Source organism: Streptomyces rubrogriseus (assembly GCF_027947575.1).
GTDB lineage: Bacteria > Actinomycetota > Actinomycetes > Streptomycetales > Streptomycetaceae > Streptomyces > Streptomyces rubrogriseus.
Genome location: NZ_CP116256.1, coordinates 4,962,440 through 4,986,327, shown reverse-complemented (window position 1 = coordinate 4,986,327; position 23,888 = coordinate 4,962,440). Strand labels below are relative to the sequence as shown.

The 23,888-nt window shown below is 73.1% G+C and carries 20 protein-coding genes; 6 read left to right on the top strand and 14 right to left on the bottom strand.

Going from position 1 to position 23,888, the window contains the following annotated elements; all coding sequences use genetic code 11:
- Window positions 1–230: 230 nt before the first annotated feature.
- The 4 genes from crtI to Sru02f_RS22835 are packed head-to-tail and all read left to right on the top strand — an operon-like array spanning window position 231 to window position 4,270.
- Complete coding sequence (gene crtI / locus Sru02f_RS22850) at window positions 231–1,748, top strand: phytoene desaturase family protein (protein ID WP_109032163.1); 1,518 nt, start codon at window positions 231–233, stop codon at window positions 1,746–1,748.
- Window positions 1,745–2,743, top strand: coding sequence for a phytoene/squalene synthase family protein (locus Sru02f_RS22845; RefSeq protein WP_109032164.1), 999 nt, complete (start codon window positions 1,745–1,747; stop codon window positions 2,741–2,743). The genes crtI and Sru02f_RS22845 overlap by 4 nt, the downstream gene beginning before the upstream one ends.
- On the top strand, window positions 2,740–3,762 hold the full coding sequence (locus Sru02f_RS22840; protein WP_109032165.1) for a DUF5914 domain-containing protein: 1,023 nt from the start codon (window positions 2,740–2,742) through the stop codon (window positions 3,760–3,762). The genes Sru02f_RS22845 and Sru02f_RS22840 overlap by 4 nt, the downstream gene beginning before the upstream one ends.
- Window positions 3,763–3,778: 16 nt before the next feature.
- Window positions 3,779–4,270, top strand: coding sequence for an MSMEG_6728 family protein (locus tag Sru02f_RS22835; RefSeq protein WP_109032166.1), 492 nt, complete (start codon window positions 3,779–3,781; stop codon window positions 4,268–4,270).
- A 5-nt stretch (window positions 4,271–4,275) separates the two neighbouring features.
- Here the strand turns inward: Sru02f_RS22835 and Sru02f_RS22830 are convergent, their stop codons facing one another.
- A complete protein-coding gene (locus Sru02f_RS22830; protein ID WP_244941848.1) occupies window positions 4,276–4,998 on the bottom strand; it encodes a hypothetical protein in 723 nt (240 codons plus the stop codon).
- Window positions 4,999–5,241: 243 nt separating this feature from the next.
- Between Sru02f_RS22830 and Sru02f_RS22825 the strand changes: the two genes are divergently transcribed.
- Entirely contained in the window at window positions 5,242–6,180 is a 939-nt protein-coding gene (locus Sru02f_RS22825; protein ID WP_109032556.1) for a DMT family transporter, read from the top strand.
- On the opposite strand, the gene proP is transcribed toward Sru02f_RS22825, so the two are convergent.
- The 7 genes from proP to Sru02f_RS22790 form a co-directional block, all read right to left on the bottom strand.
- Entirely contained in the window at window positions 6,144–7,631 is a 1,488-nt protein-coding gene (gene proP, locus Sru02f_RS22820; protein WP_109032555.1) for a glycine betaine/L-proline transporter ProP, read from the bottom strand. The genes Sru02f_RS22825 and proP overlap by 37 nt on opposite strands.
- Before the next feature lie 137 nt (window positions 7,632–7,768).
- Window positions 7,769–9,106, bottom strand: a complete 1,338-nt coding sequence (locus Sru02f_RS22815) for a lipase family protein (protein ID WP_109032168.1) — start codon at window positions 9,104–9,106, stop codon at window positions 7,769–7,771.
- Between the two features lie 222 nt (window positions 9,107–9,328).
- A complete protein-coding gene (gene cdtC / locus Sru02f_RS22810) occupies window positions 9,329–11,413 on the bottom strand; it encodes a siderophore ABC transporter permease CdtC (protein ID WP_109032169.1) in 2,085 nt (694 codons plus the stop codon).
- Between the two features lie 7 nt (window positions 11,414–11,420).
- A complete protein-coding gene (gene cdtB, locus Sru02f_RS22805) occupies window positions 11,421–12,404 on the bottom strand; it encodes a siderophore ABC transporter substrate-binding protein CdtB (protein WP_109032170.1) in 984 nt (327 codons plus the stop codon).
- Window positions 12,401–13,279 carry a siderophore ABC transporter ATP-binding protein CdtA gene (cdtA, locus tag Sru02f_RS22800; protein ID WP_109032171.1) on the bottom strand — a complete coding sequence of 293 codons (879 nt, stop codon included), beginning with the start codon at window positions 13,277–13,279 and terminating at the stop codon, window positions 12,401–12,403. Before cdtA ends, cdtB begins: the two co-directional genes overlap by 4 nt.
- 103 nt (window positions 13,280–13,382) lie before the next feature.
- Window positions 13,383–13,970 (bottom strand): MSMEG_1061 family FMN-dependent PPOX-type flavoprotein, encoded by a 588-nt coding sequence (locus Sru02f_RS22795; protein ID WP_109032172.1) that lies wholly within the window; start codon window positions 13,968–13,970, stop codon window positions 13,383–13,385.
- An 85-nt stretch (window positions 13,971–14,055) separates the two neighbouring features.
- Complete coding sequence (locus tag Sru02f_RS22790; protein ID WP_109032173.1) at window positions 14,056–15,228, bottom strand: spore photoproduct lyase family protein; 1,173 nt, start codon at window positions 15,226–15,228, stop codon at window positions 14,056–14,058.
- 155 nt (window positions 15,229–15,383) lie between these two features.
- On the opposite strand from Sru02f_RS22790, the gene Sru02f_RS22785 reads away from it, so the two are divergent.
- Window positions 15,384–15,569 (top strand): hypothetical protein, encoded by a 186-nt coding sequence (locus Sru02f_RS22785; protein WP_003971740.1) that lies wholly within the window; start codon window positions 15,384–15,386, stop codon window positions 15,567–15,569.
- Window positions 15,570–15,591: 22 nt separating this feature from the next.
- Here Sru02f_RS22785 and Sru02f_RS22780 read toward each other — a convergent pair whose 3' ends face one another.
- The 6 genes from Sru02f_RS22780 to Sru02f_RS22755 form a co-directional block, all read right to left on the bottom strand.
- On the bottom strand, window positions 15,592–16,383 hold the full coding sequence (locus tag Sru02f_RS22780) for an SAM-dependent methyltransferase (protein WP_109032174.1): 792 nt from the start codon (window positions 16,381–16,383) through the stop codon (window positions 15,592–15,594).
- A gap of 119 nt (window positions 16,384–16,502) precedes the next feature.
- Complete coding sequence (locus Sru02f_RS22775) at window positions 16,503–17,156, bottom strand: sugar O-acetyltransferase (protein WP_109032175.1); 654 nt, start codon at window positions 17,154–17,156, stop codon at window positions 16,503–16,505.
- 93 nt (window positions 17,157–17,249) lie between these two features.
- Window positions 17,250–19,283, bottom strand: a complete 2,034-nt coding sequence (locus tag Sru02f_RS22770; RefSeq protein ID WP_109032176.1) for an RICIN domain-containing protein — start codon at window positions 19,281–19,283, stop codon at window positions 17,250–17,252.
- Window positions 19,284–19,406: 123 nt separating this feature from the next.
- Window positions 19,407–21,452 carry a beta-galactosidase gene (locus Sru02f_RS22765; protein WP_109032177.1) on the bottom strand — a complete coding sequence of 682 codons (2,046 nt, stop codon included), beginning with the start codon at window positions 21,450–21,452 and terminating at the stop codon, window positions 19,407–19,409.
- A 26-nt stretch (window positions 21,453–21,478) separates the two neighbouring features.
- Window positions 21,479–22,834 (bottom strand): ABC transporter substrate-binding protein, encoded by a 1,356-nt coding sequence (locus tag Sru02f_RS22760; RefSeq protein WP_109032178.1) that lies wholly within the window; start codon window positions 22,832–22,834, stop codon window positions 21,479–21,481.
- 98 nt (window positions 22,835–22,932) lie between these two features.
- Complete coding sequence (locus Sru02f_RS22755; RefSeq protein WP_109032179.1) at window positions 22,933–23,883, bottom strand: carbohydrate ABC transporter permease; 951 nt, start codon at window positions 23,881–23,883, stop codon at window positions 22,933–22,935.
- Between the last annotated feature and the right edge of the window lie 5 nt (window positions 23,884–23,888).

The following is a 23,888-nucleotide window of genomic DNA, read 5'->3' as shown; positions in this document are numbered from 1 at the left end:
CTGCCGGACGGGCGGCTGCCGGACGAGTGGCTGCCGGACGGGCGGCTGCCGGGCAGGTGACTGCCGGACGGGTGACTGCCGGACGGGAACCGGCCCCTGCGGCGTCGTACCGGAAGCGAAGGGGGAAGGCATGACCGAACCCCACGAGAGGACCCCGCGATGCGCCCCGGCACGGTCGACGACGACGGCACCCACCGGACCGGCCGGCCGCGCGCGGTCCGGGGTGTGCGATGACGCGGACGGTACCCGGACGCACGGACCACGTCGTGGTCGTCGGGGCCGGGCTCGCCGGGCTGTCCGCCGCCCTGCACCTGCTGGGCGCGGGACGGCGGGTGACCGTCGTGGAACGCGAAGCGCTGCCCGGCGGCCGGGCCGGACGGCGTGAGCTCGGCGGCTACCACCTCGACACCGGCCCGACCGTGCTGACCATGCCGGACCTGGCCGACGAGGCCTTCGCGGCCGTCGGCGAGCGGCTGCGCGACCGCGTCGAACTGCTGCCCCTGCACCCCGCCTACCGCGCCTGCTTCGCCAACGGCAGCGCACTGGACGTCCACACGGACGCCGACGCCATGGAGGCGGAGGTCGAACGGTTCGCCGGGGCCCGGGAGGCGGCCGGGTACCGGCGGCTGCGCGACTGGCTGGGGCGGCTGTACGCCGTGCAGTTGCGCCGGTTCATCGACGCCAACTTCGACTCGCCGCTCGGCCTGCTCACCCCCGACCTGGCCCGGCTCGCCGCCCTCGGCGGCTTCGGCCGTCTGGACGCCCGCGTCGGACGCTTCCTGACGGACGAACGGCTCAAGCGGGTCTTCTCCTTCCAGGCCCTGTACGCCGGCGTCGCACCGGCCCGCGCGCTGGCCGCCTACGCCGTCATCGCGTACATGGACACCGTGGCCGGCGTGTACTTCCCGCGCGGCGGCATGCACGCCCTGCCCCGGGCCATGGCCGGTGCCGCCGTGGACGCCGGGGCCGACCTGCGCCTGGGACGCGACGTCACCCGCCTGGAGCGGTCCGGCACCCGCGTCACCGCGGTCGTCACCGAACACGAGCGCATCCCGTGCGACGCCGTCGTACTCACCCCCGACCTGCCCGTCGTCCACCGGCTGCTGGGCCGCCGGCCGCGCCGCCCCCTAGCCCTGCGGCACGCGCCCTCCGCCGTCGTCCTGCACGCCGGTACCACCCGCACCTGGCCGCACCTCGCCCACCACACGCTCTCCTTCGGCGCCGCGTGGCGACGGACCTTCGACGAACTCACCAGGACCGGGACCCTCATGACCGACCCTTCCCTGCTGATCACCAGACCCACCGCCCACGACCCCACCCTCGCCCCCGAGGGCCGCCACCTCCACTACGTCCTCGCGCCCTGCCCCAACACCGACATCGGCCCCGGCGCCCGCGCCTGGAACGACCTCGCCCCCCGCTACCGCGACCGCCTGCTCGCCACCCTGGAACGCCGGGGACTGACCGGCATCGCCGCCGCGGTCGAGCAGGAGTGCCTGGTGACACCCGCCGACTGGACCGCGCAGGGCCATGCCGCCGGCACCCCGTTCTCGGTGGCCCACACCCTCGCCCAGACCGGGCCCTTCCGGCCCCGCAACCTGGTGGGCGGCACCGACAACGCGGTCCTCGCGGGCTGCGGGACCACTCCGGGCGTCGGGGTGCCGACGGTACTTCTCTCCGGGAAACTGGCCGCCGCCCGCATCACCGGAGGGCGGGCCCGCCCCGCCGCGGCACGGGGCGGTCGCCGATGACGCGGCGCGAACTCGACGCCGCCGGCATCACCGACCCGCGGCTGCGCGCCGCCTACATCCGCTGCCGGCACCTCAACGCCCGCCACGGACGCACCTACTTCCTGGCCACCCGACTCCTGCCCGCCGACCGCAGACCGGCCGTGCACGCCCTGTACGGGTTCGCGCGGTGGGCGGACGACATCGTCGACGACACCGGGGCCGGTGCCACGCCCGCCGAGCGCGCCGCCGCCCTAGCCCGCCTCGACACGCTGCTGCGACGGGCGTTCACCGGCCGCCGCCCGGCCGCCGAACCCGTGGTGCTCGCCCTGGCCGACACCGCCGACCGGTACGCCATCGATCCGGCGCACTTCACCGACTTCATGGCCTCGATGCGCGCCGACCTCACGGTCACCGACTACGCCACCTACGCCGACCTGCGCGCCTACATGCACGGTTCGGCCGCCGTCATCGGCCTCCAGATGCTGCCCGTGCTCGGCACCGTGACCGCCCGCGCCCTGGCCGCCCCGCACGCCGCCGCACTGGGCGTCGCCTTCCAGCTGACCAACTTCCTGCGGGACGTCGGCGAGGACCTGGACCGCGGCCGGATCTACCTCCCCGCCGACCTGCTGGCCGCGCACGGCGTCGACCGGGACCTGCTGCTCTGGAGCAGGTCCACCGGCCGCCACGACCCGCGCATCACGGCCGCGCTGCGGGCCGCCGAGGACCTCACCCGGGCCGTCTACCGCGAGGCCGAACCCGGACTGGCCATGCTCGACCCCGTCGCGCGGCCCTGCATCCGCACCGCGTACCTGCTCTACCGGCACATCCTCGACACCGTCGCGGAGGGAGGGTACGCGGTCCTGCACCGCCGTGCGGTGGTGTCCCGGCGGCGCCGTGCGGCCGTCGCGGCCGACGGGCTCGTCCGTGTGCTCGCCGCCCGGCTCGGCGCACGACGCATGCCGCCGACGCCCGTGCCGTGCGGCGGTGACGCCCGCGACGTGAAGGAGCCCCGATGAGCCCGGACCCCCGCCCCCGCCGAGGACGCCTCCCGCTGCGGCTGCGGCGCCGCGCGGTCCCCTGGGAGCGGCAACGGCCGACGTGGCGCGAGGCACGCCCCGCCCTCGTCGCCGCAGCCCTCAAGCGCGCCGAGGCCCGTCCCTCGGGCAACTGGTACGTCCTCGGCGGGAGCACCGACGTACGTCCCACGCGACCGCTGTCCGGCACCGTCGAGGGCGTCGAGGTCGTCGTCTGGCGCGACGCGCGGGGGCGTCTGGTGGGCGGCCCCGGCGCCTGCCCGCACCTCGGCGCCCCGCTGGCCGACAGCCCGGTGCGGTGCGGCACGCTGGTGTGCCACTGGCACGGACTCGCCCTGGACGGCGCCCCGTTCGCGGGCTGGGAGCCGCTGCCGGTCCACGACGACGGCGTACTGGTGTGGGTGCGGCTGGACACCGTGGGGGAGGAGTCACCGACCCCGGCGCCCCTCGTGCCCGAACGGCCGCCCCGCGAGACGGCGCTGACGTCCGTGTGGCGCGGGGTGGGGACCTGCGAGCCCGAGGACGTGGTCGCCAACCGGCTCGACCCGTGGCACGGAGCCTGGTTCCACCCGTACTCCTTCGTGGACCTCACCGTCGCCGGGACACCCGGCGAGGCCCCGGACGACGACGGGAGCGGTGACCGCTTCGTCGTGGACGTCTCCTTCCGGCTGACCGGGCGCCTGGTCGTCCCCGTACGGGCCGAGTTCACCGCGCCCGGACCCCGCACCGTCGTCATGCGCATCACCGACGGCGAGGGCGCGGGGTCGGTCGTGGAGAGCCACGCCACGCCGCTCGGACCGGACGAAAACGGGCGGCCGCGCACCGCCGTGACCGAGGCCGTGCTGGCCACCTCGGACCGGCCCGGCTTCCCCCTGGCCCGCCGCCTCGCGCCGGCCCTGCGCCCGCTGATGCGCGCCGCCGCGGGCCGGCTGTGGCGCGACGACCTCGCCTACGCCGAACGCCGCGGACACCTGCGCGCCCGCGGCCTCTTCCCCGGCTGAACGGAGCGGCACCCGCATGCAGACCTTCCTGCCGCACCCCGGTTTCCGGGACTCGGCCCTGGCCCTGGACCGCCGCCGCCTCGGCAAACAGCGCGTGGAGGCGCTCCAGGTGCTGCGCGGACTCACCGTCCCCGGCTACGGCTGGCGCCGCCACCCGGCGGTGCGGATGTGGGCGGGCTACGAGGAGGCCCTGGTCCGCTACGGCCTCGACGTCTGCCGGGTCTGGCGCGAGCACGGTCACCAGGACAGCTGCGCGGCCTCGCTGGTCGCCGGACTCGCCGAGGTCCGTCCGGGCGAACCGGTGCGCGACCAGGAGGAGCTGTCGGCCGCCGGGGAACTGCCGCCCTGGCTCGGCGACGAGGCCTTCCACCGCAGTCACCGCTCGGCCCTGGTGCGCAAGGAGCCCGAGGTGTACGCCGAGCTGTTCCCAGGGGTTCCGGACGACCTGCCCTATGTGTGGCCGAGTTCGGACCGGGAGCGTGGGGAGGCAGGCGGCGGCAGATCCTAGACCGGTCAGGTCCGCTGTTCGCCGGCGAGTTCCTTCATGTCGACCGTTTCGTCGGCCGGCGGCTGCTGCGGGTTCACCGCCTCGCCGTACTCGCTGAACGTGACGCCGCCGGGGCTCTTGCCGCCCTCGGTGGTGGTCTTCAGGATGTACGGCTCGCCCTCGGTGGCGACGTAGAGGGTGAGCTTCTCGCCGCCGGAGGCGTCCTTGGTCAGTGCCAGGGCCTCCTCCCCGTTCACCTCCGTCGTGGAGCCCCGCTTCATGCCCCGGCGCTCGGACTCGTCCTCGTCCATGGCGGCGATGAAGCCCTGCTTGTCGCAGACTCCGGCGGTCGTGGCATCGTTCGCCGGCATCCTGACCCACTTGTCCTGGAGCTTCGGCGCCATCTTCTGCGCCGCGTCGGGCTGCTGCTCGAGGGCGGTCCGCCAGTACTGCTCGTCGCCGCGCAGGTAGAGGGTCGCGTCGGTGTGCCGCACGTCAGCCCTGGTCTCGCCGGCGCCGATGGTGCCCTGGCAGTTCTTCTCCCGGTCGACCGAGACGTCGATGGTGACGGTGCTGCCGTCCTCCAACCGGGTGTCGCCCTTCACATGCATGGACGTCGCCTGCCGGGTGGCCTCGACGGCCTTCGCGGCGATGTCGTCGGCGCTCTGCCCCTCGAACGGCTTGCCCTCGTCACCCGAATCGCCGCCGCAGCCGGCCAGTAGGGCGACGGACACGCTCGCGGTCGCCACAGCGGTTGCCACTTTGCCGGTTCGCACTGGAAGGTCCTCCCCATGTCAGTCCATTACCGTCAAATCCCTTGCTGTCCCGATGTGTTGGCATCGGGACCCTTCGACTACCCGCGATCGACGGGACATGCACGTGAAGGAGAATCCGTGACGGGCGTGTGAGCGGCCCGCGGTGCGGATTGGTCCCCGACAGCGCACGCGAAGTGGACCCCGTGACGGGCCGCCGCGCTCTCTAGCGTCGTGGCCATGAACGCCACCACCACGCGCGGGTCCCTGCTCGCCGCGCTCGCATGTGTCCTCGTCGGAGGGTCCTTCACCGCCAACAGCCTGCTCGGCGACTACCCGTACGCGGGCGGCCAGTTCCTGCGCTACGGCCTGGCCTTCCTGCTGCTCGTCCCGTTGGCCGGGCCCGGCGCGGCGACCCGGCTGCGCGCCCTCGGCGCCGCCCGGTGGCTGCGCCTGGCGCTGCTGGCGGCCGTGGGCATGGTCGGCTTCAACCTGGCCGTACTCGCCGCGGAGCGCACGGCGGAGCCCGCGGTACCCGGCGTCTTCGTGGGCTGCGCGCCCGTGGTCGTCGCCGTCCTGGTCCCCCTCCTGGAGGGGCGCCGTCCGCAACGGATCGTCCTGTACGGGGCGTTGTTCGTGGCCGTGGGCGCCTTCACGGTCCAGGGCTGGGGGCGCACCGACGGCGCGGGCATCGCCTTCTCCGTGTGCGCCCTGGTCGGCGAGGTCGGCTTCGCGGTGCTGGCCGTGCCCGTACTGCGGCCGCTGGGCCCGCGGCTGCTGTCCACCGTGGTGTGTGGCGTCGCGGCGGCCGAGTCGGCGCTGGCCGGTGTCCTGGCCGACGGGTCCGGGTGGCTGCGCCGGCCCGACGCGGTGGAGGCGGGCGCGCTGCTGTGGCAGGCGGTGGTGGTCACCGTCGTCGGGTTCGTGTGCTGGTACATGGGCATGCAGCGGATCGGCGCCGAGCGCGCCACCCTGTTCTCCGGGCTGATCCCGGTCGCCGCCGCGTGCACGGCACCGCTCGTCGGTACCGGCTCCTACGGCGCCGCCCAGGCGGTGGGCAGCGCCCTGGTCTTCGCCGGCGTGGCCGTGGGGTCGGGCGCCGTACTCCCGTTCGCGCGCGCACGACGGCCCGCGGCGCAGCGTCAGACTGCGCCCGAGCGGTCCTTGGAGAAGCTGTAGAGGTCCTTCGAGGTCGTGATGAGTTCGCGCTGTTCCTGCCGGGAGCCGACCATGGGCTGGGAACCGTGCAGCGGCACCTGGGCGCTCTCGGGCAGGAACTTCACGGTCACCAGGCCGACGGCGCCCGCGACCATCAGGTAGTAGGCGGGCATCAGTTCGTCACCGGTGATGCTGACCAGTGCCTCGGCGACCAGCGGTGTGGTGCCGCCGAAGGCCGCGACGGCGAAGTTGAAGCCGATGGCCATGGCGGCGTAGCGCACGGCGGTCGGGAACAGCGCCGGCAGGGTGGCGGCGCTCGGCGCGGCGAAGCAGGCCAGCAGGGTGGACAGCAGCAGCACCCCCAGGACCGGCGCCCAGACGCCGTCCGCCCTCAGCAGCAGGAACGCCGGGACGGCGAGCACGATCATCGCCGCCGCGCCGGTGGCGTAGAGCGGGCGGCGGCCGACGTGGTCGCTGAGCCGGCCCAGGAAGGTGATCAGCAGCACGATCCACACCATGCCGATCAGCACCAGCACGTCCGCGAAGCCGCTGGAGCGGTCCAGGGTCTCCGTCTGGTACGTCGGCAGATAGCCGGTCACCATGTAGTTGGTGACGTTGTAGAGCAGTACCAGGCCCATGCACACCAGCAGCGGGCGCCAGTGCTCGCGCACGATGGTCTTGAACTCGCTGCCCGCCGACTCCTGTGCGAGGCCCTTCTCGTGCTCGTCGAGCTGCTGCTGGAAGGCGGGGGACTCCTCCAGCTTGAGCCGCATGTACAGGCCGATGACGCCGAGCGGCCCGGCGATCAGGAACGGCAGCCGCCAGCCCCAGTGCAGCATCTGGGCGTCGGTCAGCGCCAGGTTCAGGACGGTGACCAGCGCCGAACCGAGGGCGTAGCCGACGAAGGTGCCGAAGTCGAGCCAGCTGGAGAGGAAGCCGCGCCGCCGGTCGGGTGAGTACTCGGCGACGAAGGTGGTGGCGCCGCCGTACTCGCCGCCCGTGGAGAAGCCCTGGACCATTCGGGCGAGCAGCAGCAGGATCGGGGCGGCGATGCCGATGGTGGCGTAGCTGGGGATGAGGCCGATGGAGAAGGTGCCGAGAGCCATCATGATCATGGTGGTGGCGAGCACCTTCTGCCGCCCGACGCGGTCCCCGAGCGGCCCGAAGACCAGGCCGCCGAGCGGGCGTACGACGAAGGCCGCGGCGAAGGTGGCGAAGGAGGAGATGACCTGGGCGGCCGGGGAGGCGCCGGGGAAGAACACCTTCCCGATGGTGGCGGCCAGATAGCTGTAGACGCCGAAGTCGAACCACTCCATGCAGTTGCCGAGCGCCGAGGCCCCGACCGCGCGCTTGAGCAGCGGTGCCTCGACGACCTGGACGTCGTCCTCGCGGAAGGCCCGCCTGGTGCGGCGGAGCCGGCGGGTCAGCTCCTCGCGCACCTGCCGCGGCAGGTGCGCGATCGTGCTCGGCATCTTCGCCCTGTCCGGGGGGCCGGACCCGCCGTCGGGCTTCGCCTCCACCACGCCGTCGCCTCTCCGTCGCTCCGCCACGATTCGCCTGAGCGAATTCTGTGCAGGAACCCGGGGTCGGCGCATGCCGGGGACAGGGCTCAGGGCTGTACGGGCATGCTCCAGCAGTTGGAGCCGGCGGGCTCGCCGGAGAGCCGGTCGGTGAGCCAGGCGATGGCGTTGCCCTGGTCGGCGAGCAACGGGGCGAAGTGGTTGAGCAGGCCGCTGCCCACGCCCGGGAGCAGTACGGGCACGTAGGTCACCTTCGCGCCCTTGCCGCACCAGTCGACGGCCAGTCGGCGGGCCTGGCCGTGGGGGACCAGGTCGTCGCTGACGCCGGTGGCCACCCGCACCGGACTGCCGGGCTCGGACGAGCCGATGCGCTGCTCGGCGAGGAAGCTCTGCAGCGCGGGTTCGGCGCGGATGACGTCGCTGATGGACTGGCCGGTCTTCGTCCAGTCCGTGCTGCTGTCGCCGCCGTACCCGAAGAGCGCGTCGCCCACGCACATCGTCGACAGGTCCTTCAGCGCCTCCTGGCCCGCCTCGTTGATGTACCGGTCGGCGATGGGCCGCAGGGCCGGCTCGGTCTGCAGGAAGCCGTTGAGCGACCAGCCCAGGGCGCCCGCCAGGTCGCTGCCGTCTATCGCCTTCGTCACCTCGGTGAGGTCGGCGGGCGGCGCCCCGGCGTAGGTGCCCGCCAGCTGGACGTCCGGGGCGTAGGAGGGCTGCAGCTCGGCCGCTGCCGCCGTGGCGCCGCCGCCCTGGCTGTACCCGAACAGACCCACCCGGGAGCCCGAGGTGACCGACGCCGAGTCGAGGGCGCGTGCGGCGCGTACGGCGTCCAGCACGGCGTGGGCCCCGTCGACGCGGTTGACGTAGGTGTGCAGCCGGTCGGTGGTGCCGAGGCCGACGTAGTCGGTGACGACGACGGCGACGCCGCGCAGCAGCAGCCGGTAGACCGACAGGTCCTCGTAACCGACCGAGACCGTCTGGCCGTTGAGCTGCAACGGGTGCTCCAGGGCCATCGAGGCGGCGCACTGGTCGCCCTGTCCCATGGTGCCGGGCGCGACGGCGACCAGGGGGCGGGGTCCGTCGCCGCGCCACTTCGCGGCCGGTTCGATGTAGGCGCCGGTCACGGCGACGGCTTCGCCGTTCGCGTCGGTGGACTTGTACATCAGCCGGGTGGCCCGGCCGGGGAGGGGGCCGTCGATGCCCGGCAGGCTCAGTGCCAGGGGGAGCGGTTCATGGCGGATCAGGGTGCCGTCGGCGCCGGGGAGTTCGGACGGCGGGGTGTAGAAGGCGGGGATCTCGACGCCGCGGGACGTCGTGGTCGTCGAGTCGCCGGCCGGGCCGTCGGCCGCCGCGGCCGGGACTGCCTGGGCGCCGAGGGCGAGCGCGGCGGTGATCGCCGCGGCGAGCATGCGGGGACGTGGGGGCATGGCGAACCTCCTGGGGAAGGGCCGGATCCGGTCGCCCGCGGTCCCGTGGGGCCGGGGCCGTGGTCGCGCTGCTCCTGTGGGGTCACGGGACCGTAACCGGACAGGGGTTACCAGGGGTAGCACCTGACTCATTACGGTTCAGTAACTTGACGTCGCGTCTAACAAGAGCCGGGCCGGGGTGCCCGACGGGCCGGTCTCGGCCCGGCACTTCCCCCGCCGTGCCTAGCGACGGCTTCGTACCAGCAGGTACAGGAAGTACGGCGTTCCGATCACCGCTGTCATGAGCCCGGCGCCGAGCTGGGCCGGGGCGATGACCGTGCGGCCGAGGAGGTCGGCGGCGCAGACGAGCGTGGCGCCGAGGAGGACCGCGACCGGTACGACCCGTGCGTGCCGACGGCCCACCAGGGCGCGGGCCGCGTGCGGCGCCACCAGCCCGACGAAGCCGATGGTGCCCGCGCAGGCCACCGCGGTAGCGCTGAGGACGACGCTCAGCACCAGGAAGCCGAGGCGCCCGGGTGCCAGCCGCAGGCCGAGCAGCCGCGGCGTGTCCTCGTCCAGCGAGATCAGGTCCAGTTCGGTGCGCCGGGCGACCGCGACACCGATGCCGACCAGCAGCGCCAGCGCGACCGGCACGACGTCCGGCATGGTCCGCCCGTAGGTCGAACCCGACAGCCAGGTCAGCGCCTTGTTGGCGTTGAACGGGTCGGTGAGCACGATCAGCAGGCTGATCAGCGCCGCCGTCCCGGAGGCCACGCCGATGCCGACGAGGACCAGCCGGTTCTGCCGGAAACCGCCCCGCGCGGCGAGCCCGAAGACGAGGACGGCGGTGACCGCGGACCCCGCGAACGCCGCTCCCGCCACGCCCCACGTCCCGGCGGCCGGCACGGTGGTCACCAGGATCACCGCACCCAGGGCGCCGCCGCCGGTCACCCCGAGGACGTTCGGTTCGGCGAGCGGGTTGCGGGTGACGGCCTGCACGAGCGTGCCGGCCAGCGCGAGCGCCGCGCCCGCGCCCAGCGCGGCGAGCACCCGCGGCACCCGCGTGTCCAGCACGAAGGAGACGGTCCGGCCGGCCCGCCCCTGGGCCCAGTTGACGACGTCGCCGAGCAGCAGCTTGCTGTCGCCCACCAGCACGGCGGCGATCACGAGCCCCACCAGCACCACGACCAGCACGGCGACCGTGGCCAGGAACACCGCCCGGCTCGGGATCCGCAGCCGGTCCGGCGCCCCGGCCCCGGCGGTGTCCCGCACCCGCAGCGCCATGGCCACCAGGAACACGGCGCCGACCAGGCTCGTGACGACGCCCGTGGGCACGGCCACCGAGCGGTCGTCCGCGATCAACGCCCGCAGCAGCACGTCCGAACCGAGCACCAGGGCCGCGCCGGTGAGCGCCGCCGCGGGCATGGCCGTGCGGGAGCGGCTGAAGCCGCGGAAGCGGCGGGCGAGCGGGCGCACCAGGGCGGGTGCGCACAGGCCGACGAAGCCGATCGGTCCGGCGAGTGTGACCGCGGCGGCGGAGAGCAGCGCCGCGAGCACGACGACGGTGAGACGGGTCGCCCGCACCGGGACGCCGAGACCGCGCGCCGCGTCGTCGCCGAGGGCCAGCGCGTCCACCCGGCGGGCCGTCAGCAGCAGGCCGATCAGGCCGACCAGGGCGATCGGCAGCATCTGCAGGACGCCGTCGAAGCCGTTCTGGGCGATGCTGCCCTGGTTCCACTCGTACAGGCCCTTCGTCTGCTCCGGGAAGAGCAGCAGGAGCGCCTGCGTCATGGAGTGCAGACCCAGCATCAGCGCGGTGCCGGCCAGCACGAGCCGGACGGTGCCGGTGCCGAGGCCGGACAGTCCGAGCACGACGGCCGCCGCCGCCAGACCGCCCACGAAGGCGATGCCGGACGAGGCGAGCATCGGCAGCGAGACGCCGGTGGCGCCGGCCAGCCCGAGCGCCAGATAGGAACCCGCGTTCACCGCGAGGGTGTCGGGCGAGGCCAGCACGTTGCGGCTGACCGCCTGGAGCACCGCGCCGGCCATGCCGAGCACGGCACCGACCAGGAGCCCCGCGGTCATCCGGGGCAGCCGGGAGGCGACGACGACGGACGCGTCGTCGGGGTCCGCCCGGCCGGTCAGGGCCTCGAGGACCTCGGAGGGCCCGACGGCGGCGGTGCCCTGGGTGATGTCGACGACGGCGAGGACGGCGACCAGCAGGACGATTCCGGCCGTCACCGCGGCCGCGCCCGACCGGGACGACGGGACCGTCGACGGACGGGCCGCGGTGGGCTCGGTGGCGGGTTCGGTCGTGGTGACGGCCATGGCCCCGCTACTTCGTCAGCGCGCCGACGACGGCGTCGATGTACGCCTCCATCGACCCGGGACCGCCGAACATCCAGATGCCGTCGTCGAGGCGGTGCACGTCACCGGCCTTCACGAACGGCAGGGACTTCCACACCGGGTTCTTGGCCAGCTCGCCGGTGAAGGGGGTGGCGCTCGGGTCGTCGTCGTTGCCGATGTAGGCGAACTGGGTGTCCCCGGGGAGCTTGGTCAGGCCCTCGACGTCGGTGGCGCCGAGACCGTAGGCCTCGTCGCCCTTCACCGTCCAGGCGTTCTTCAGACCGACGGCCTCGTTGACCTCACCGATGAGCGAGGTCGCGGTGTAGGGGCGGATCGAGACCTGGTTGGAGGCGACGTAGCCGTCCGCGAAGGCGATGCCCTTGCCGGCCATCCCGGCGTCGGCCAGGGCCTTCTTGCCCTCGGCGACCTTGGCCTCGAAGCCGTCCCGCAGCGACTTCGCCTTGTCCGTGGTGCCGGTGGCCTTGGCGATGAGGTCGACGTTCGCCAGCATCCGGTCGATCTGGCCGGCGCCGTCGGCGGACTGCACCTCGATCACCGGCGCGACCTCGCGCAACTGCTTCACCGCCGCGGGGGTGAGGTCCGTGGTGGCGACGATGAGGTCCGGGGCGAGGGAGGCGACGGTGTCCATGCTCGGCTCGCCGCGGGTGCCGATGTCCTTGGGCTCGTTCTTGAGCGGAACGGCGCTGTCCCAGGTCTTGTAGCCCTTGACGTCCGCGACGCCGACCGGGTCGACTCCCAGCGAGACGAGGCTCTCGACGACGTTCCACTCGGTGGCGACGACCTTGGTGGCCGGCCCGTCGAGCTTCACCTCGGTGCCCTTGCCGTCCTTGAGCGTGATCGCCTCGGAGGCCTTCTTCTCCGTCTTGTCGGCGGCGGGTTCGGTGGTGCCGCAGGCGGCCAGGGTGAGCGCCGCGGCGGTGGTGGCGGCCGCGGTGAGCAGGAGGCGTCTCATGAGGTGGTGCCGAGCCTTTCGGGGGTTCGTGTGCGGGGGGTGCGTATGTGGTGGCGGCCGATCGGGCGGGTGCGCAGCCGGCCGGTCAGGGGGTCGGTGTCGACGTCGATCCGGATGCCGTAGACGGCGGTGAGCCGCTCCGGCGTCAGCACGTCCTCGGGTGTGCCGTCGGCGACGATGCGGCCCGCTTCGAGCAGCGTGATCCGGTCGGCGACGGCCGCCGCCTGGTCGAGGTCGTGCAGGACGACACCGACGGCGATGCCGTGGTCGTCCGCCAGGTCCCGGACCAGGTCGAGGAGTTCGACCTGGTAGCGCAGGTCCAGGTAGGTCGTGGGTTCGTCCAGGAGCAGTACGCCGGTCTCCTGGGCGAGACAGCTCGCGAGCCACACCCGCTGCAACTGCCCGCCGGAGAGGTGGTCCGCGCCGCGGTCGGCGAGGCCGTCGACGCCGGTGAGCGCGAGCGCCCGCTCGACGGCGGCGGGGCCGTCCGGATCGGGCCGTCCCCAGCGGCCCCGGTACGGGTAGCGGCCGAACTCGACGACGTCCCGCACGGTCAGCCCGCCGGGCGTCGGACGGCCCTGCGTCAGCAGGGCGACGTACCGCGAGAACTCACGGGACGTCAGCGCCAGCCCGTCGGTGGCGCCGTCCAGGCTGAGCGTGGCACTGCGGGCCCGCTGCAGCCGGGCGACGGTCCGCAGCAGCGTCGACTTCCCACTGCCGTTCGGGCCCACCAGGACGGTCACTTCGCCGGGCCTGAGCCTGACCTCCGCGTCGTGCACGACATCGACTCCGTCGTACGCGACGGTCACGCCCGTGGCCGACAGCTCGTGTCCGCGCAGGCGCGGGGTACCGGCTGCGTCTTCACCTGATCTCACGCAGTGAAGGTTAGCCTAACCTAAAAAGTGCTGGTAGAGACGGGGGTCACAACGGCTGCGCGGACGCTGCCCCGTCCGCCGTCGCGGCGGCGGAGCGAAGGGCTCAACTCGCTTGCGCGGAACCCGATTTCCACAGCCCTGCCCGGTTCAGGGACATCGGGCAGTGGAGGTAGATCTCGTCGATCTCCAGGAGCAGGGCGAGGTCCGGACGCCGTCCGTCGCGCGCCATCGCGTCGAAGAAGGGCGCGTCGGTGAGGATGCGGGCCCGGCCGTTGACCCGGAGCACCTCCTTGCCGCCGGGGATCAGGTAGAGCAGGCCGGCGTGCGGATTGGCGAGAACGTTGTGGAAGCTGTCCCCGCGTCGGTTGCCCGCCCGGTCCGGCAGGGCGAGGGTGCGGGAGTCGAGGACGTGGGTGAAGCCGGGTACGTCGCCGCGCGGCGACACGTCGCAGTTGCCGCCCGCGTCGGAGGTGGCCAGGAGGCAGAACGGGGAGCGGGCCAGGATGTCCCGGTCGTCGGCCGTGAGCCGGTCGTGCACCTTGTCGATGACGATGGGCCAGGGTTCGCCCAGCAGTTCACGCAGTTGCGCGCGCGAGCCGAGTTCGACCCAGCCCTCTTCGGCGGCGGTGGCGGTGGCGGTGGCGGTGGCGGCGTCCGGCCGGTCTCCGGTCGTGTCGATCGTGTGCGGCAAGGCCGGCTCCCAAGTGCGCTCGCGGAACCGCCGGAAGCGTTGCCTCCGGCGGTTGTTGCACACGCAACATTATCGGGCGCCGCGCTCAGAAGGCGTAACGGATCCGCAGCCAGGGCGCGTGAGCGGCGACGAGCGCACGCAGCCGGGCCACCGCCCCGGCCTTGACGTCCGCCCGGTAGCGCACGTTGAGCGCACCGTTCTCCGAGCGCTTGGCCTGCTGGATCTCCGGCCGCCACAGCACCTCCTCGGCTCGGGGGTGCCAGCCCAGGTTGACCTCGTGCAGGCCCTGGTTGTGGGTCAGCATGATCACCTCGGCGGCGGCCTGCCGCTTGACCCGCTCGGGCAGGACGTCGTCGAGCTGCCGCAGCAACTGGGCCCAGGCCTCCTCCCAGCCCGGTCGTACCACCACGGGGGAGAGGTTGAAGTGCACCTCGTAACCGGCCTCCAGGAAGTCGCCGGCCGCGGCGATGCGCTCGGCGACGGGCGAGGTGCGCACGTCCAGCAGCCGGGAGTCGTCCGGCGGCATCAGGGAGAAGCGGACCCGGGTCCGGCCGCGCGGGTCCAGGGCGAGCAGGTCGGGGTTGACGAACTTCGTCGCGAAGGAGGCCTTGGCCGTCGGCCACTGCCGGAAGGCGTGCACCAGGTCCGCGGTGTTGTCGCAGATCAGAGCGTCCACCGAGCAGTCGCCGTTCTCGCCGATGTCGTAGACCCAGGCCTCGGCGTCGCACTGGTTCGGCTCGCGCTTGGGTCCCTGCCGGGCGATGTGCCGGCCGAGGTGGGCGACGATCCGGTCGATGTTGGTGAAGACGGTGACGGGGTTGGCGTACCCCTTGCGGCGCGGCACGTAGCAGTAGGCGCAGGCCATCGCGCAGCCGTTGGAGGCACCCGGCGCGATCCAGTCCGCGGAGCGGCCGTTGGGCCGGGTGGCCGTCGTCTTCCGCTCGCCCAGGACGAGCGTCTCGCCCTTCACGCGCACCCAGCGCTCGACGTTGCCCTCGTTGCCGTGCAGCCCCGGGATGCCCCAGTGGGAGTCCACCTCGACCACACGGGCGTCCGGGAACCGGGCGAGGACCTGCCGGCCGCGCGGGGAGGCGGCCGCCGCCGGCTCGGCGTGGATCTCCCGCACCGGCAGCAGCCGGCGGGCGGCCGCGGAGTCCCGGAAGAGCGGTCCGGGGGCGGGCGGCGGACCGGGCGTGAGGGCGTCCAGGCCGAACAGCGTGCCGAAGCCGTCGTCCGGCGCGGTGGACGGGTCGTGCATGACGGCTCCGGGGCGGTGTGCGGGAGGGGCCGGGCGGTTTCGCCGCGGTCCGGTCCTCCACTGTACGAAGCGCGCGGTGCCCTCCGCCGTGTCACGCGGCCCGTCGGGGGCATACGCGAGACACGGCGCCGCTCCGGTGCCGCCGATCCGAAGGGATGTACACCGTGCTCGCCATCATCGCGGCGGTTCTGTTCCTCATCGCCTGGCTGATCAACGCGGCGGAGGTCTCGACCAACGACGTCTTCACCGCCACCAACGTCATGCTCATCGGCCTCGCCCTGCTGGCCCTGCACGTCGCCGGTGTCGGCAGCGGCTGGGCGCCGCGCGGGCGCCGCCGCTGAGCCCCCGCGCCCTCGTCACCCGTCAGGGGATGCGCGCCACGCCCGCGTAGATGCCGCTCTCCTCGGGCGCGGGCGGCTCCAGGCCCTCGCCGTACCACTCGGTGGCCGTGACCAGGCCGGGCGGCACCAGCTCCAGACCGTCGAAGAATCGGGCGACCTCCGCCCGGGTGCGGAAGCCGAGACGGATGCCGCCCTTGGCGTACTGGGCGATCACCTGCTCCGCCAGTTCGGGGAAGAGGTCGAGCGCGGCGTGCGAGAGGACCAGGTGGCTGCCCGCGGGGAGGGTCTCGACCAGACCCCGGACGATTCCGTGGGCGTCCTGGTCGTCGGGGACGAAGTGCATCAGGGCGATCAGCGACAGGGCGATCGGCCGGTCGAAGTCCAGGATCCCGCGGGCGTGCCGCACGATCTCCCCGGGCTCGCGGACATCGGCCTGGATGTAGTCCGTGGCCCCCTCGGGAGTGCTGACCAGCAGCGCCTCCGCGTGCCGCAGCACGATCGGGTCGTTGTCGGCGTAGACGACCCGGGCCGTCGGCACCGTCCGCTGGACGATCTGGTGCAGGTTCGGCTCGGTCGGGATGCCCGTGCCGATGTCCAGGAACTGGTCGATGCCCCGCGCGGCGAGGTGCGCCACCGCGCGGTTCATGAACGCGCGGTTCTGCCGCGCCGCGTCCCGCGCCTCGGGCGGCAGGGTCTCGCCCACCGCCTCGTCGACCGGGTAGTTGTCCTTGCCGCCCAGCAGCCAGTCGTAGACCCGCGCGGGGTGGGCCCGGCCGGTGTCGATGTGGGGAGGCTGGGTGTGGTCCGTGGTCATGGCAGGCTCCGTGCTCCGGGAGGGTGACGCTCCGCCGCAGTTCTGGATCATCGTACTGCGGCGGCGCCGTGCCATGTGCCGGACGGGCGGCGGAAGTTGCCGGTCACCCCGTCACCCCGTCACCCCGGTCCCCCGTCCCCACTCGGGCCCAGGGTGCGCGGCGGACGGTAGCTCCACTCGCGGTCGGCGTCGGTGATCGCGCGCAGCACCCGCGCCGGGGTCCCGGCCACGACCGTCATCGGCGGCACGTGTGCCGTCACCACGCTGCCCGCGCCGACCACCGACCCCCGGCCGACGGTCACCCCCGGCATGATCAGCGCGCCGGCCCCGATCCACACGTCGTCCTCGATGCGCACCGGCGCCGAGAACTGGGTGCCGTCCCTGCGCAGGTCCGGGTGGACGGGGTGCCCGGTGGTGCTGACCGTCACGTGCGGGGCGAACATCACCCGGTCGCCGACGAAGACCTCGACGTCGTCGACGAGGGTGAGGCCGAAGTTGGCGTACACGTCGTCGCCCAGGTGCACCCGGTTGCCGTAGGCCACGTGCAGCGGCGGCTCGATCCACACCCCCGTGCCGAGTGAGGCGAGCATCTCCTTCAGCAGTGCCCGGCGGCCCTCCTCGTCCCGTGCGCCGGTCCGGTTGTAGGCGTCGGCCAGCTCCTTGCCGCGCAGCCGCTCCTCCGCCAGGGCCGCCAGCCCCGGGTCGCCGTCCGAGTACAGCTCACGGGCCGCCATCCTGCGGCGGACCTCGCGTTCACGGGGGTCGGTGGTCATGCGGTCTCCTCGCGTCCGTACGGGGTGGTCCGGCACTCCCGTCCGCAGCGCCGGCGGGCGTGCGGACGGGAGTGCCGGCGACCGGGGGAGGGTTCAGCCGGCGGACACGTCCGTCAGCGTCCAGCGCTGGTTGGCACCGGAGTTGGGCGGCCAGGTCGTGACGGCGGCACCGTCGTGGGTCGCCTGGCCGCCCACTTCGAGCAGGCGGCCGGTGCCCGCGTTGACCAGGGTCCAGGTGCCGTCGCCGGTGCTCGACGCGAGCCACTCGGCGGCCCGGTCCCGCCTGCCCCTGTCGGGCTCGGCCACCGGGACGTCGTCGCGCACGGCGAGGCGCGTGCCGTCCTCGGGCCGGGTGAAGACGTAGCGGTCGCGGACGCCGCCGTCCCGGCGCACCGCGCTCAGCCGCCACTGCTCGGCGCTCGCGTCGGCGCCGGTGCCGAGGACCAGGTTCGTGCCGTCCGCGGCCACGGTGACGGCCTTGCCGCTCTGCACGCCGGTCAGCGTGTAGGTGTGGCCCTTGCGCAGCCCGGCGGCGTCCTTCGCGACGCCCGAGACGCCCTCGACCGCGAACGAGGTGACGGACTGGGCGGGCACGGTGAAGGTGGCCGTGCGGTCGCTCACCCGGATCGGGGACTGCTTCTCCAGCTTGCCGTCGGCGCTGGTCACGACCGGGGTCACGGTGGCCCGGCGGCTCACGTCGCGGAACTTGGACAGGTCGAGGGTGACCGTGCGGGCCTCGGCGGTGCGGTTGACGTGGACGACCGAGGCGCCCTTGCCGTCGCGGGTGACGGCGGCGGCGCTGGAGGTGTCGTCCGTCTGGATCAGCCGGTCGCCGGGCTTGATGAAGTGGGTGAAGTTGCGCGCGGTGTCGAACTTGGTGTTGGTCCGGATCGGGCAGGTCTCCAGGGTGTCCTGGGCCGTGCAGTCGAACGGGAGCTGGATGCTGCCCCAGTTGCCGCCCTTCGCGGACTCGCCGCCCGGCTTCATGTTGTCGTAGTCCTCGACGGGCTGCCAGAACACCCAGGCGCGGGGCTCCAGTTCCCGCAGGTCGTCGACGATCTGCTGGGCGAGGCCGAGGCCGGGCCGCATGTCCGCGAAGTCCTGGCCGTCGCCCCAGTCGCCGCCCACCTCGCTCATCCACAGCGGTTTGTCCGCGGCCTTGGCGAGGTCCCGCACGGTGGTGCGCTGCCCGGTGCCGTAGGTGTGGACGTTCATCTGCCCGACGAGGGCGCGGTCGGCGTCGGAGTAGGCGCTCCAGTTCTTGGCGAAGGTCCCCGGGTTGGTCTCGTCCATGGCCGAGATGTCCGCCTCGACCTTCGCCTTCCTCAGCGCGGGGGCGAGGGCCCGGAGCACCTCGCGCTGCAGCTCGGGACCCATGTGGGCGCCCTCCTGCCGGCCGCCGACGGGATCGCCGTCCGCGCCGAGCTGGGTACCCCAGTACGGGGTGTTGGGCTCGTTGAACGGGTCGACGGTGTCGACCTCGATGCCCTCGGCCTTCTCCAACCGCCTGGTCGCCCCCGCGACGTAGGCGGCGAAGTCGTCGACCGACTCGGGCTTCAGCTGGTCGGCGGAGGAGTCGAAGCCGCCGGAGACGTAACCGCTGACGGTCATGAACCAGGGCGGGGAGTTGCTGAACGTCTCCCAGTGGTCGATGTCGTCCTTGATCCGCTCGACCCACCAGCGCTGGGTGGCGTCGGCGTCCTCGTTCCAGTCGGCCGGGTCGTCGGCGCTCCACCAGTCGGTGTCCTCGCGCGTGGTGCCCGCGGGCGCCTGCCACCAGCCCTCGACCGCCCCGCCGGCCCGCAGGTAGTCCTCGACGTCCGGCGCGTTGCCGCCGCCGATGTTGTAGCGGGCGATGTTGAGACCGAGGCCGTCGTCGCCGAACAGCAGGCGGGCCAGCTTCTCGCGGATCTCGGGCGGGTAGTCGCCGGTGGCGTTGGCGAACCAGACCAGGCTGGTGCCCCAGCCCTCGAACTTCTCCTGCTGGTACGAGGGATCCGGTCGCACCGTGACGGAGGCGGCGGCCGGTTCGGCCTGCGCGGGGACGCCGAGCAGGGCGGCCCCGGTGGTCAGAGCGGTCAGGACCGCGGCGCCGAGGAGGCGTCTGCTGCGGGTACGGCGTGCCATCGTGTGCTCCCAACGGAAAGGTGTGGTCGCTGCGGTGGCCCCGGCCGCCCGGTTCGGGGCAGCGGGGGACGGCCCCGGAGCGGGCCGTGCCCGCTCCGGGGAGCATGGGATGGTGCGGGGTGCCTAGGAGGCGGGCGTGCGCAGGACGGCGACCCCCCGGCCCGCCAGGACGACGGCGCCCTCGTCGCCGGTGTCGCCCACCAGGACGTCTCCGGTGAGCCCGGGGACGGTCACGGCCTCGTCGGTCCGGTTGACCAGGAACAGGAACCGACCCCCGGCGCCTCGGCGCACGGTGGCCTCGACCCGTCCCCGCACCGAGGCGGGCAGCTCGCTGGTCACCCCGGCCGGCTCCAGCAGCCTCGGCAGCAGCGCGGCGAGCCCGTCGGCGCCGAGCCGGGTGGAGACGTAGGCGGCCGAGCCGCCGCCCGCCGGGCGCCGGGTGACGGCGGGGCGGCCCGCGTGGGTGCCGGTGCGGTAGTGCGCCAGGACCTCGGTCTCCGGCGCGGTCGCGGTGATCCGGTCGGTCCACAGGCTCCCGCTGCCCGCGCCGTCCAGCTCCACGCTCTGCCCGGCGGGCAGCGGGCCGAACTCCTCGACGCGGATGCCGAGCAGGTCCCGCAGCGCACCCGGGTAGCCGCCCAGCCAGACGTGGTCGTTCTCGTCCACGATGCCCGAGAAGTACGTGGTGACCAGGTGACCGCCCTGCTCGGCGTAGCGCGTGAGCTCCTTGGCCAGCTCGGCCGGTACCAGGTGCAGCACCGGCGCGATCAGCACCCGGTGGCGGCTCAGGTCCGCGCCGGTGGTGACGACGTCGGCGCGGACGCCCAGGGAGAGCAGCGCCGAGTACCAGTCGAGCGCCTCCTGGTGGTAGTCGAGCAGCGAGGTGGGGTGCGAGTCCTGCTCGCTGGCCCACCGGGACTCCCAGTCGAAGAGGATGCCGACCTCGGCGGGCTCCCGCTCGCTCCCGGCGACCGGCGCGAGCGTCTTCAGGGTCTCGCCGAGCGCGGTGACCGTACGGAACAGGTCGCTGTCCGCACCGGCGTGCGGGACCATCGCCGAGTGGTACTTCTCGGCGCCGGCCGCCGACTGGCGCCACTGGAAGAAGCACACCGCGTCGGCGCCGTGCGCCACGTGCGTCAGCGAGTCCCGGGCCATGTCGCCGGGCAGCTTGGCCAGGTTGACGGGCTGCCAGTTCACCGCGCTGGTGGAGTGCTCCATCAGGAACCACGGGCGGCCGCCCGCGATGCCGCTGGTGAGGTTCGCCGAGAACGACAGCTCGTCGCGGGCCTGGGGGTGCGGGACGACGTAGTGGTCGTTGGCGACGAAGTCCACCTCGCCGGCCCAGTCCGCGTAGTTCATGCCCTTGGTGCCGGGCATCACCATGAAGTTGGTGGTGACCGGGACGTCCGGGGTCAGTTCCCGCAGCAGGTCCCGCTCCGCGCGCAGGTGGTCCTTGAGCGCGTCCGAGGAGAAGCGCTTGAAGTCCAGCTGCTGGGTCGGGTTCGGGTGCGAGGTCGCCAGCCGGGGTGGCAGGACCTCCGCCCAGTCGCCGTAGCGCTGCGACCAGAACGCCGTGCCCCAGGCGTGGTTGAGGGCGTCCGTGGTGCCGTACCGCGCGCGCAGCCAGTCCCGGAAGGCGCGGGCGGCGTCGTCGGAGTAGTCGTAGACGTTGTGGCAGCCCAGCTCGTTGTTGACGTGCCAGGCGACCAGGGCCGGGTGTTCGGCGTAGCGGGTGGCCAGCTTCCGCACCAGCCGCAGGGCGTGCTCCCGGAAGACGGGCGAGGTCGGGCGCCAGTGCTGACGTGCTCCCGGCCACAGCGTCTCGCCCCGGTCGGTGACCGGGAGGATCTCCGGGTGCGCGGTGGTCAGCCAGGGCGGCGGGGACGCGGTGGCCGTCGCCAGGTCGACGCCGACCCCGTGCTCGTGCAGCAGGTCCATCACCTCGTCGAGCCAGGCGAAGTCCCAGGTGTCCGGCCCCGGCTGGATGCGGGCCCAGGAGAAGATGCCGAGCGACACGATGTTGACCCCGGCCTCCCGCATCAGCCGTACGTCCTCCTCCCACACCTCCCGGGGCCACTGCTCGGGGTTGTAGTCGGCGCCGTAGGCGAGACGCGGGGCGGGCGCACCGTCCGCCCCGCGGTGGGAGCGGGAGTGGAGGGTGGAGATCATGGCGGTCCTTCCGGTGGGGGCGTGCGCTACTTCTCGACGGTGAAGCCCTGCTCCTCGCCGTACTTGACCGAGGCCTCCTGCCAGGACTCGAGGCCCTCGGCCAGCGTGGTGCCGGAGACGTAGGCCTTGCCGACGGTGTCGTTGAAGACGGAGTTCGCGTAGACCTGGTAGGGCAGGTACGACCAGTCGTCGGGGACGTCCGCGGCCGACTCGGCGAAGATCTTGTTGGCCTTCTGGCCGCCGAAGTACGGGAACGCGGTGTCCTGGAACTTGGTGGACTGGAGGTCGGCGGTGGTCGCCGGGAAGGCGCCGTTCTTCAGCCGGGTCTGCACGCCGTCACCCGCGTTCGCGTACTCGACGAAGGCGTACGCCAGTGCCTCGTTCTTGCCCAGTTCCGGGAGCGCGAGCGCGCTGCCGCCGTTCTCGGCGCTGACCTTGTCGCCCGCCTTCCACTGGGGCATCGGGGCTACGCGCCAGTCGCCGGAGGCGGACTTCGCGCCGGACTCCAGGTTGGCGGGCATCCAGGCGCCGGTCGCCAGCGTCGCGATGCTGCCGTCGCCGAGGCCCTTGTACCACTCGTCGGTCCAGGCGGGGACCGAGGCGAGCAGCTTCTCGTCGATGAGCTGCTGCCAGGTGCCGGTGAACGTCTTGGCGCCCTGGTCGGAGAAGTCGATCTTCACCTTGGTGCCGTCGACCGTGTACGGCCGCGAACCGGCCTGCCAGAGCATGCTGGTGGCGAACCCGGCGTCGCCGTTGTCGGCGGTGATGTACGCCTTCGGGTCGGCCTTGTGCAGGTCGCGGGCGGCGTCCAGGTACTCGGCCCAGGTGGTGGGCACCTTGATGTCGTACTTGTCGAAGACCTTCTTGTTGTAGAACAGCGCCATCGGACCGGAGTCCATCGGCAGCGCGTAGACGCCGTCCGAACCGGCCTTCACCCCGTTCCACGGGCCGGGGGAGAACTGGGCGGAGAGCTTGTCCGCGCCGAAGGACTTGAGGTCGGTGAGCTGCTTGGTCAGGGCGTACTGACCCATCGCGTAGTACTCGATCTGCGCGACGTCCGGGACGCCCTTCTTCGCCGAGATGGCGTTCTGCAGCGCCGTGTACTGGTCCTTGTTGGTCCCCGCGTTGACCAGGTCGACCTTGACGCCCGGGTGTTCCTTCTCGAAGTCGGTGGCCACCTGCTTGAGCGTGGGCTCCCAGGCCCACACCGTGATGGTGCCGCCCTCCTTGAGGGCCGCCTGTATGTCCGCCTCGGAGACGGCCTTCTGGCTCGACCCCCCGTCGTCGGAGTCGCCGCAGGCGGTCGCCCCCAGGGCGAGGGCGCAGACGAGGACCGTGCCGCGCAGGAGGCGGCGCGAGTGCTTGGTCAGGTGTGTGGGCATGGGCGTGCTTCCACTTCTTCGTGGCCGGAACCGGCACCGTTGAGGGTTGGCGGGGTTGTTGGTCGGGGGAGGGTGGGGGAAGGCGGGACGGGGGAGGGCTACTCCTTGACGCTTCCGGCGGCGAGACCGGACTGCCAGTACTTCTGGAGCAGCAGGAACGCGGCGATGAGCGGCAGGATGGTGATGAGCGACCCGGTGACGACGAGGTTGAAGACGGCCTCGCCGCCCGCGGTCGCGGCCTGCTGGTTCCAGCTGTTGAGCCCCAGGGTCAGCGGGTACCAGTCGGGGTCCTTGAGCATGACCAGCGGCAGGAAGTAGTTGTTCCAGGTCGCGACCATGGTGAACAGCAGGACGGTGACGACGCCGGGCGCCAGCAGCGGCAGCGCGACCCGGAAGAAGGTGCGCAGCTCGCCCGCCCCGTCGATGCGGGCGGCCTCCATCAGCTCGGTCGGGATGGCCTCGGTCGCGAACACCCACATCAGGTACAGGCCGAACGGCGAGATCAGGGACGGGACGATCACCGCCCAGGGGGTGTTGGTGAGGCCCATCTTGCTGAACATCAGGAAGGTCGGCACCGCCAGTGCCGTCCCCGGCACGGCCACCGCGCCGATGACGACGGCGAAGACGGACCGCCGGCCCGGGAAGTCGAACTTGGCGAGCGCGTAGCCGCCGAGCACGGCGAGGAAGGTGGCGCCGCCCGCGCCCAGCCCCACGTACAGCAGGGTGTTGAGCAGCCAGCGGGTGAAGACGCCGTCGTCGTAGGTGAACGTCTCGGTGATGTTGTCCCACAGGGCGAAGTCGCCGTCGAACCAGAGACCGGCGGAACGGGACAGCCCTTCCTGCGTCTTGGTGGCGCTGATGGCCAGCCAGACCAGCGGAACCAGGCTGTACAGCAGGACGAGCGAGGTGAGCACGGTCAGCAGCACGCTGCGCCGGGGCCGGTCGGCGGAGTGCCGGCGCCGGGGCGTGCGCAGCCGCGGGGCGGAGCCGGAGGTACCGGACGACGTGGGTGCGGAACGGTCCGAGGCGGTGGCGACGGGGCTGGTCATCGCTG

Excerpts from the sequence above, each read along its gene's own strand:
- crtI (WP_109032163.1), top strand. The coding sequence starts at position 231 with ATGACGCGGACGGTACCCGGACGCACGGACCACGTCGTGGTCGTCGGG.
- Sru02f_RS22845 (WP_109032164.1), top strand. The coding sequence starts at position 1,745 with ATGACGCGGCGCGAACTCGACGCCGCCGGCATCACCGACCCGCGGCTG.
- Sru02f_RS22840 (WP_109032165.1), top strand. The coding sequence starts at position 2,740 with ATGAGCCCGGACCCCCGCCCCCGCCGAGGACGCCTCCCGCTGCGGCTG.
- Sru02f_RS22835 (WP_109032166.1), top strand. The coding sequence starts at position 3,779 with ATGCAGACCTTCCTGCCGCACCCCGGTTTCCGGGACTCGGCCCTGGCC.
- Sru02f_RS22825 (WP_109032556.1), top strand. The coding sequence starts at position 5,242 with ATGAACGCCACCACCACGCGCGGGTCCCTGCTCGCCGCGCTCGCATGT.
- proP (WP_109032555.1), bottom strand. The coding sequence starts at position 7,631 with ATGCCGAGCACGATCGCGCACCTGCCGCGGCAGGTGCGCGAGGAGCTG.
- Sru02f_RS22815 (WP_109032168.1), bottom strand. The coding sequence starts at position 9,106 with ATGCCCCCACGTCCCCGCATGCTCGCCGCGGCGATCACCGCCGCGCTC.
- cdtC (WP_109032169.1), bottom strand. The coding sequence starts at position 11,413 with ATGGCCGTCACCACGACCGAACCCGCCACCGAGCCCACCGCGGCCCGT.
- cdtB (WP_109032170.1), bottom strand. The coding sequence starts at position 12,404 with ATGAGACGCCTCCTGCTCACCGCGGCCGCCACCACCGCCGCGGCGCTC.
- Sru02f_RS22790 (WP_109032173.1), bottom strand. The coding sequence starts at position 15,228 with ATGCACGACCCGTCCACCGCGCCGGACGACGGCTTCGGCACGCTGTTC.
- Sru02f_RS22785 (WP_003971740.1), top strand. The coding sequence starts at position 15,384 with ATGTACACCGTGCTCGCCATCATCGCGGCGGTTCTGTTCCTCATCGCC.
- Sru02f_RS22780 (WP_109032174.1), bottom strand. The coding sequence starts at position 16,383 with ATGACCACGGACCACACCCAGCCTCCCCACATCGACACCGGCCGGGCC.
- Sru02f_RS22775 (WP_109032175.1), bottom strand. The coding sequence starts at position 17,156 with ATGACCACCGACCCCCGTGAACGCGAGGTCCGCCGCAGGATGGCGGCC.
- Sru02f_RS22770 (WP_109032176.1), bottom strand. The coding sequence starts at position 19,283 with ATGGCACGCCGTACCCGCAGCAGACGCCTCCTCGGCGCCGCGGTCCTG.
- Sru02f_RS22765 (WP_109032177.1), bottom strand. The coding sequence starts at position 21,452 with ATGATCTCCACCCTCCACTCCCGCTCCCACCGCGGGGCGGACGGTGCG.
- Sru02f_RS22760 (WP_109032178.1), bottom strand. The coding sequence starts at position 22,834 with ATGCCCACACACCTGACCAAGCACTCGCGCCGCCTCCTGCGCGGCACG.
- Sru02f_RS22755 (WP_109032179.1), bottom strand. The coding sequence starts at position 23,883 with ATGACCAGCCCCGTCGCCACCGCCTCGGACCGTTCCGCACCCACGTCG.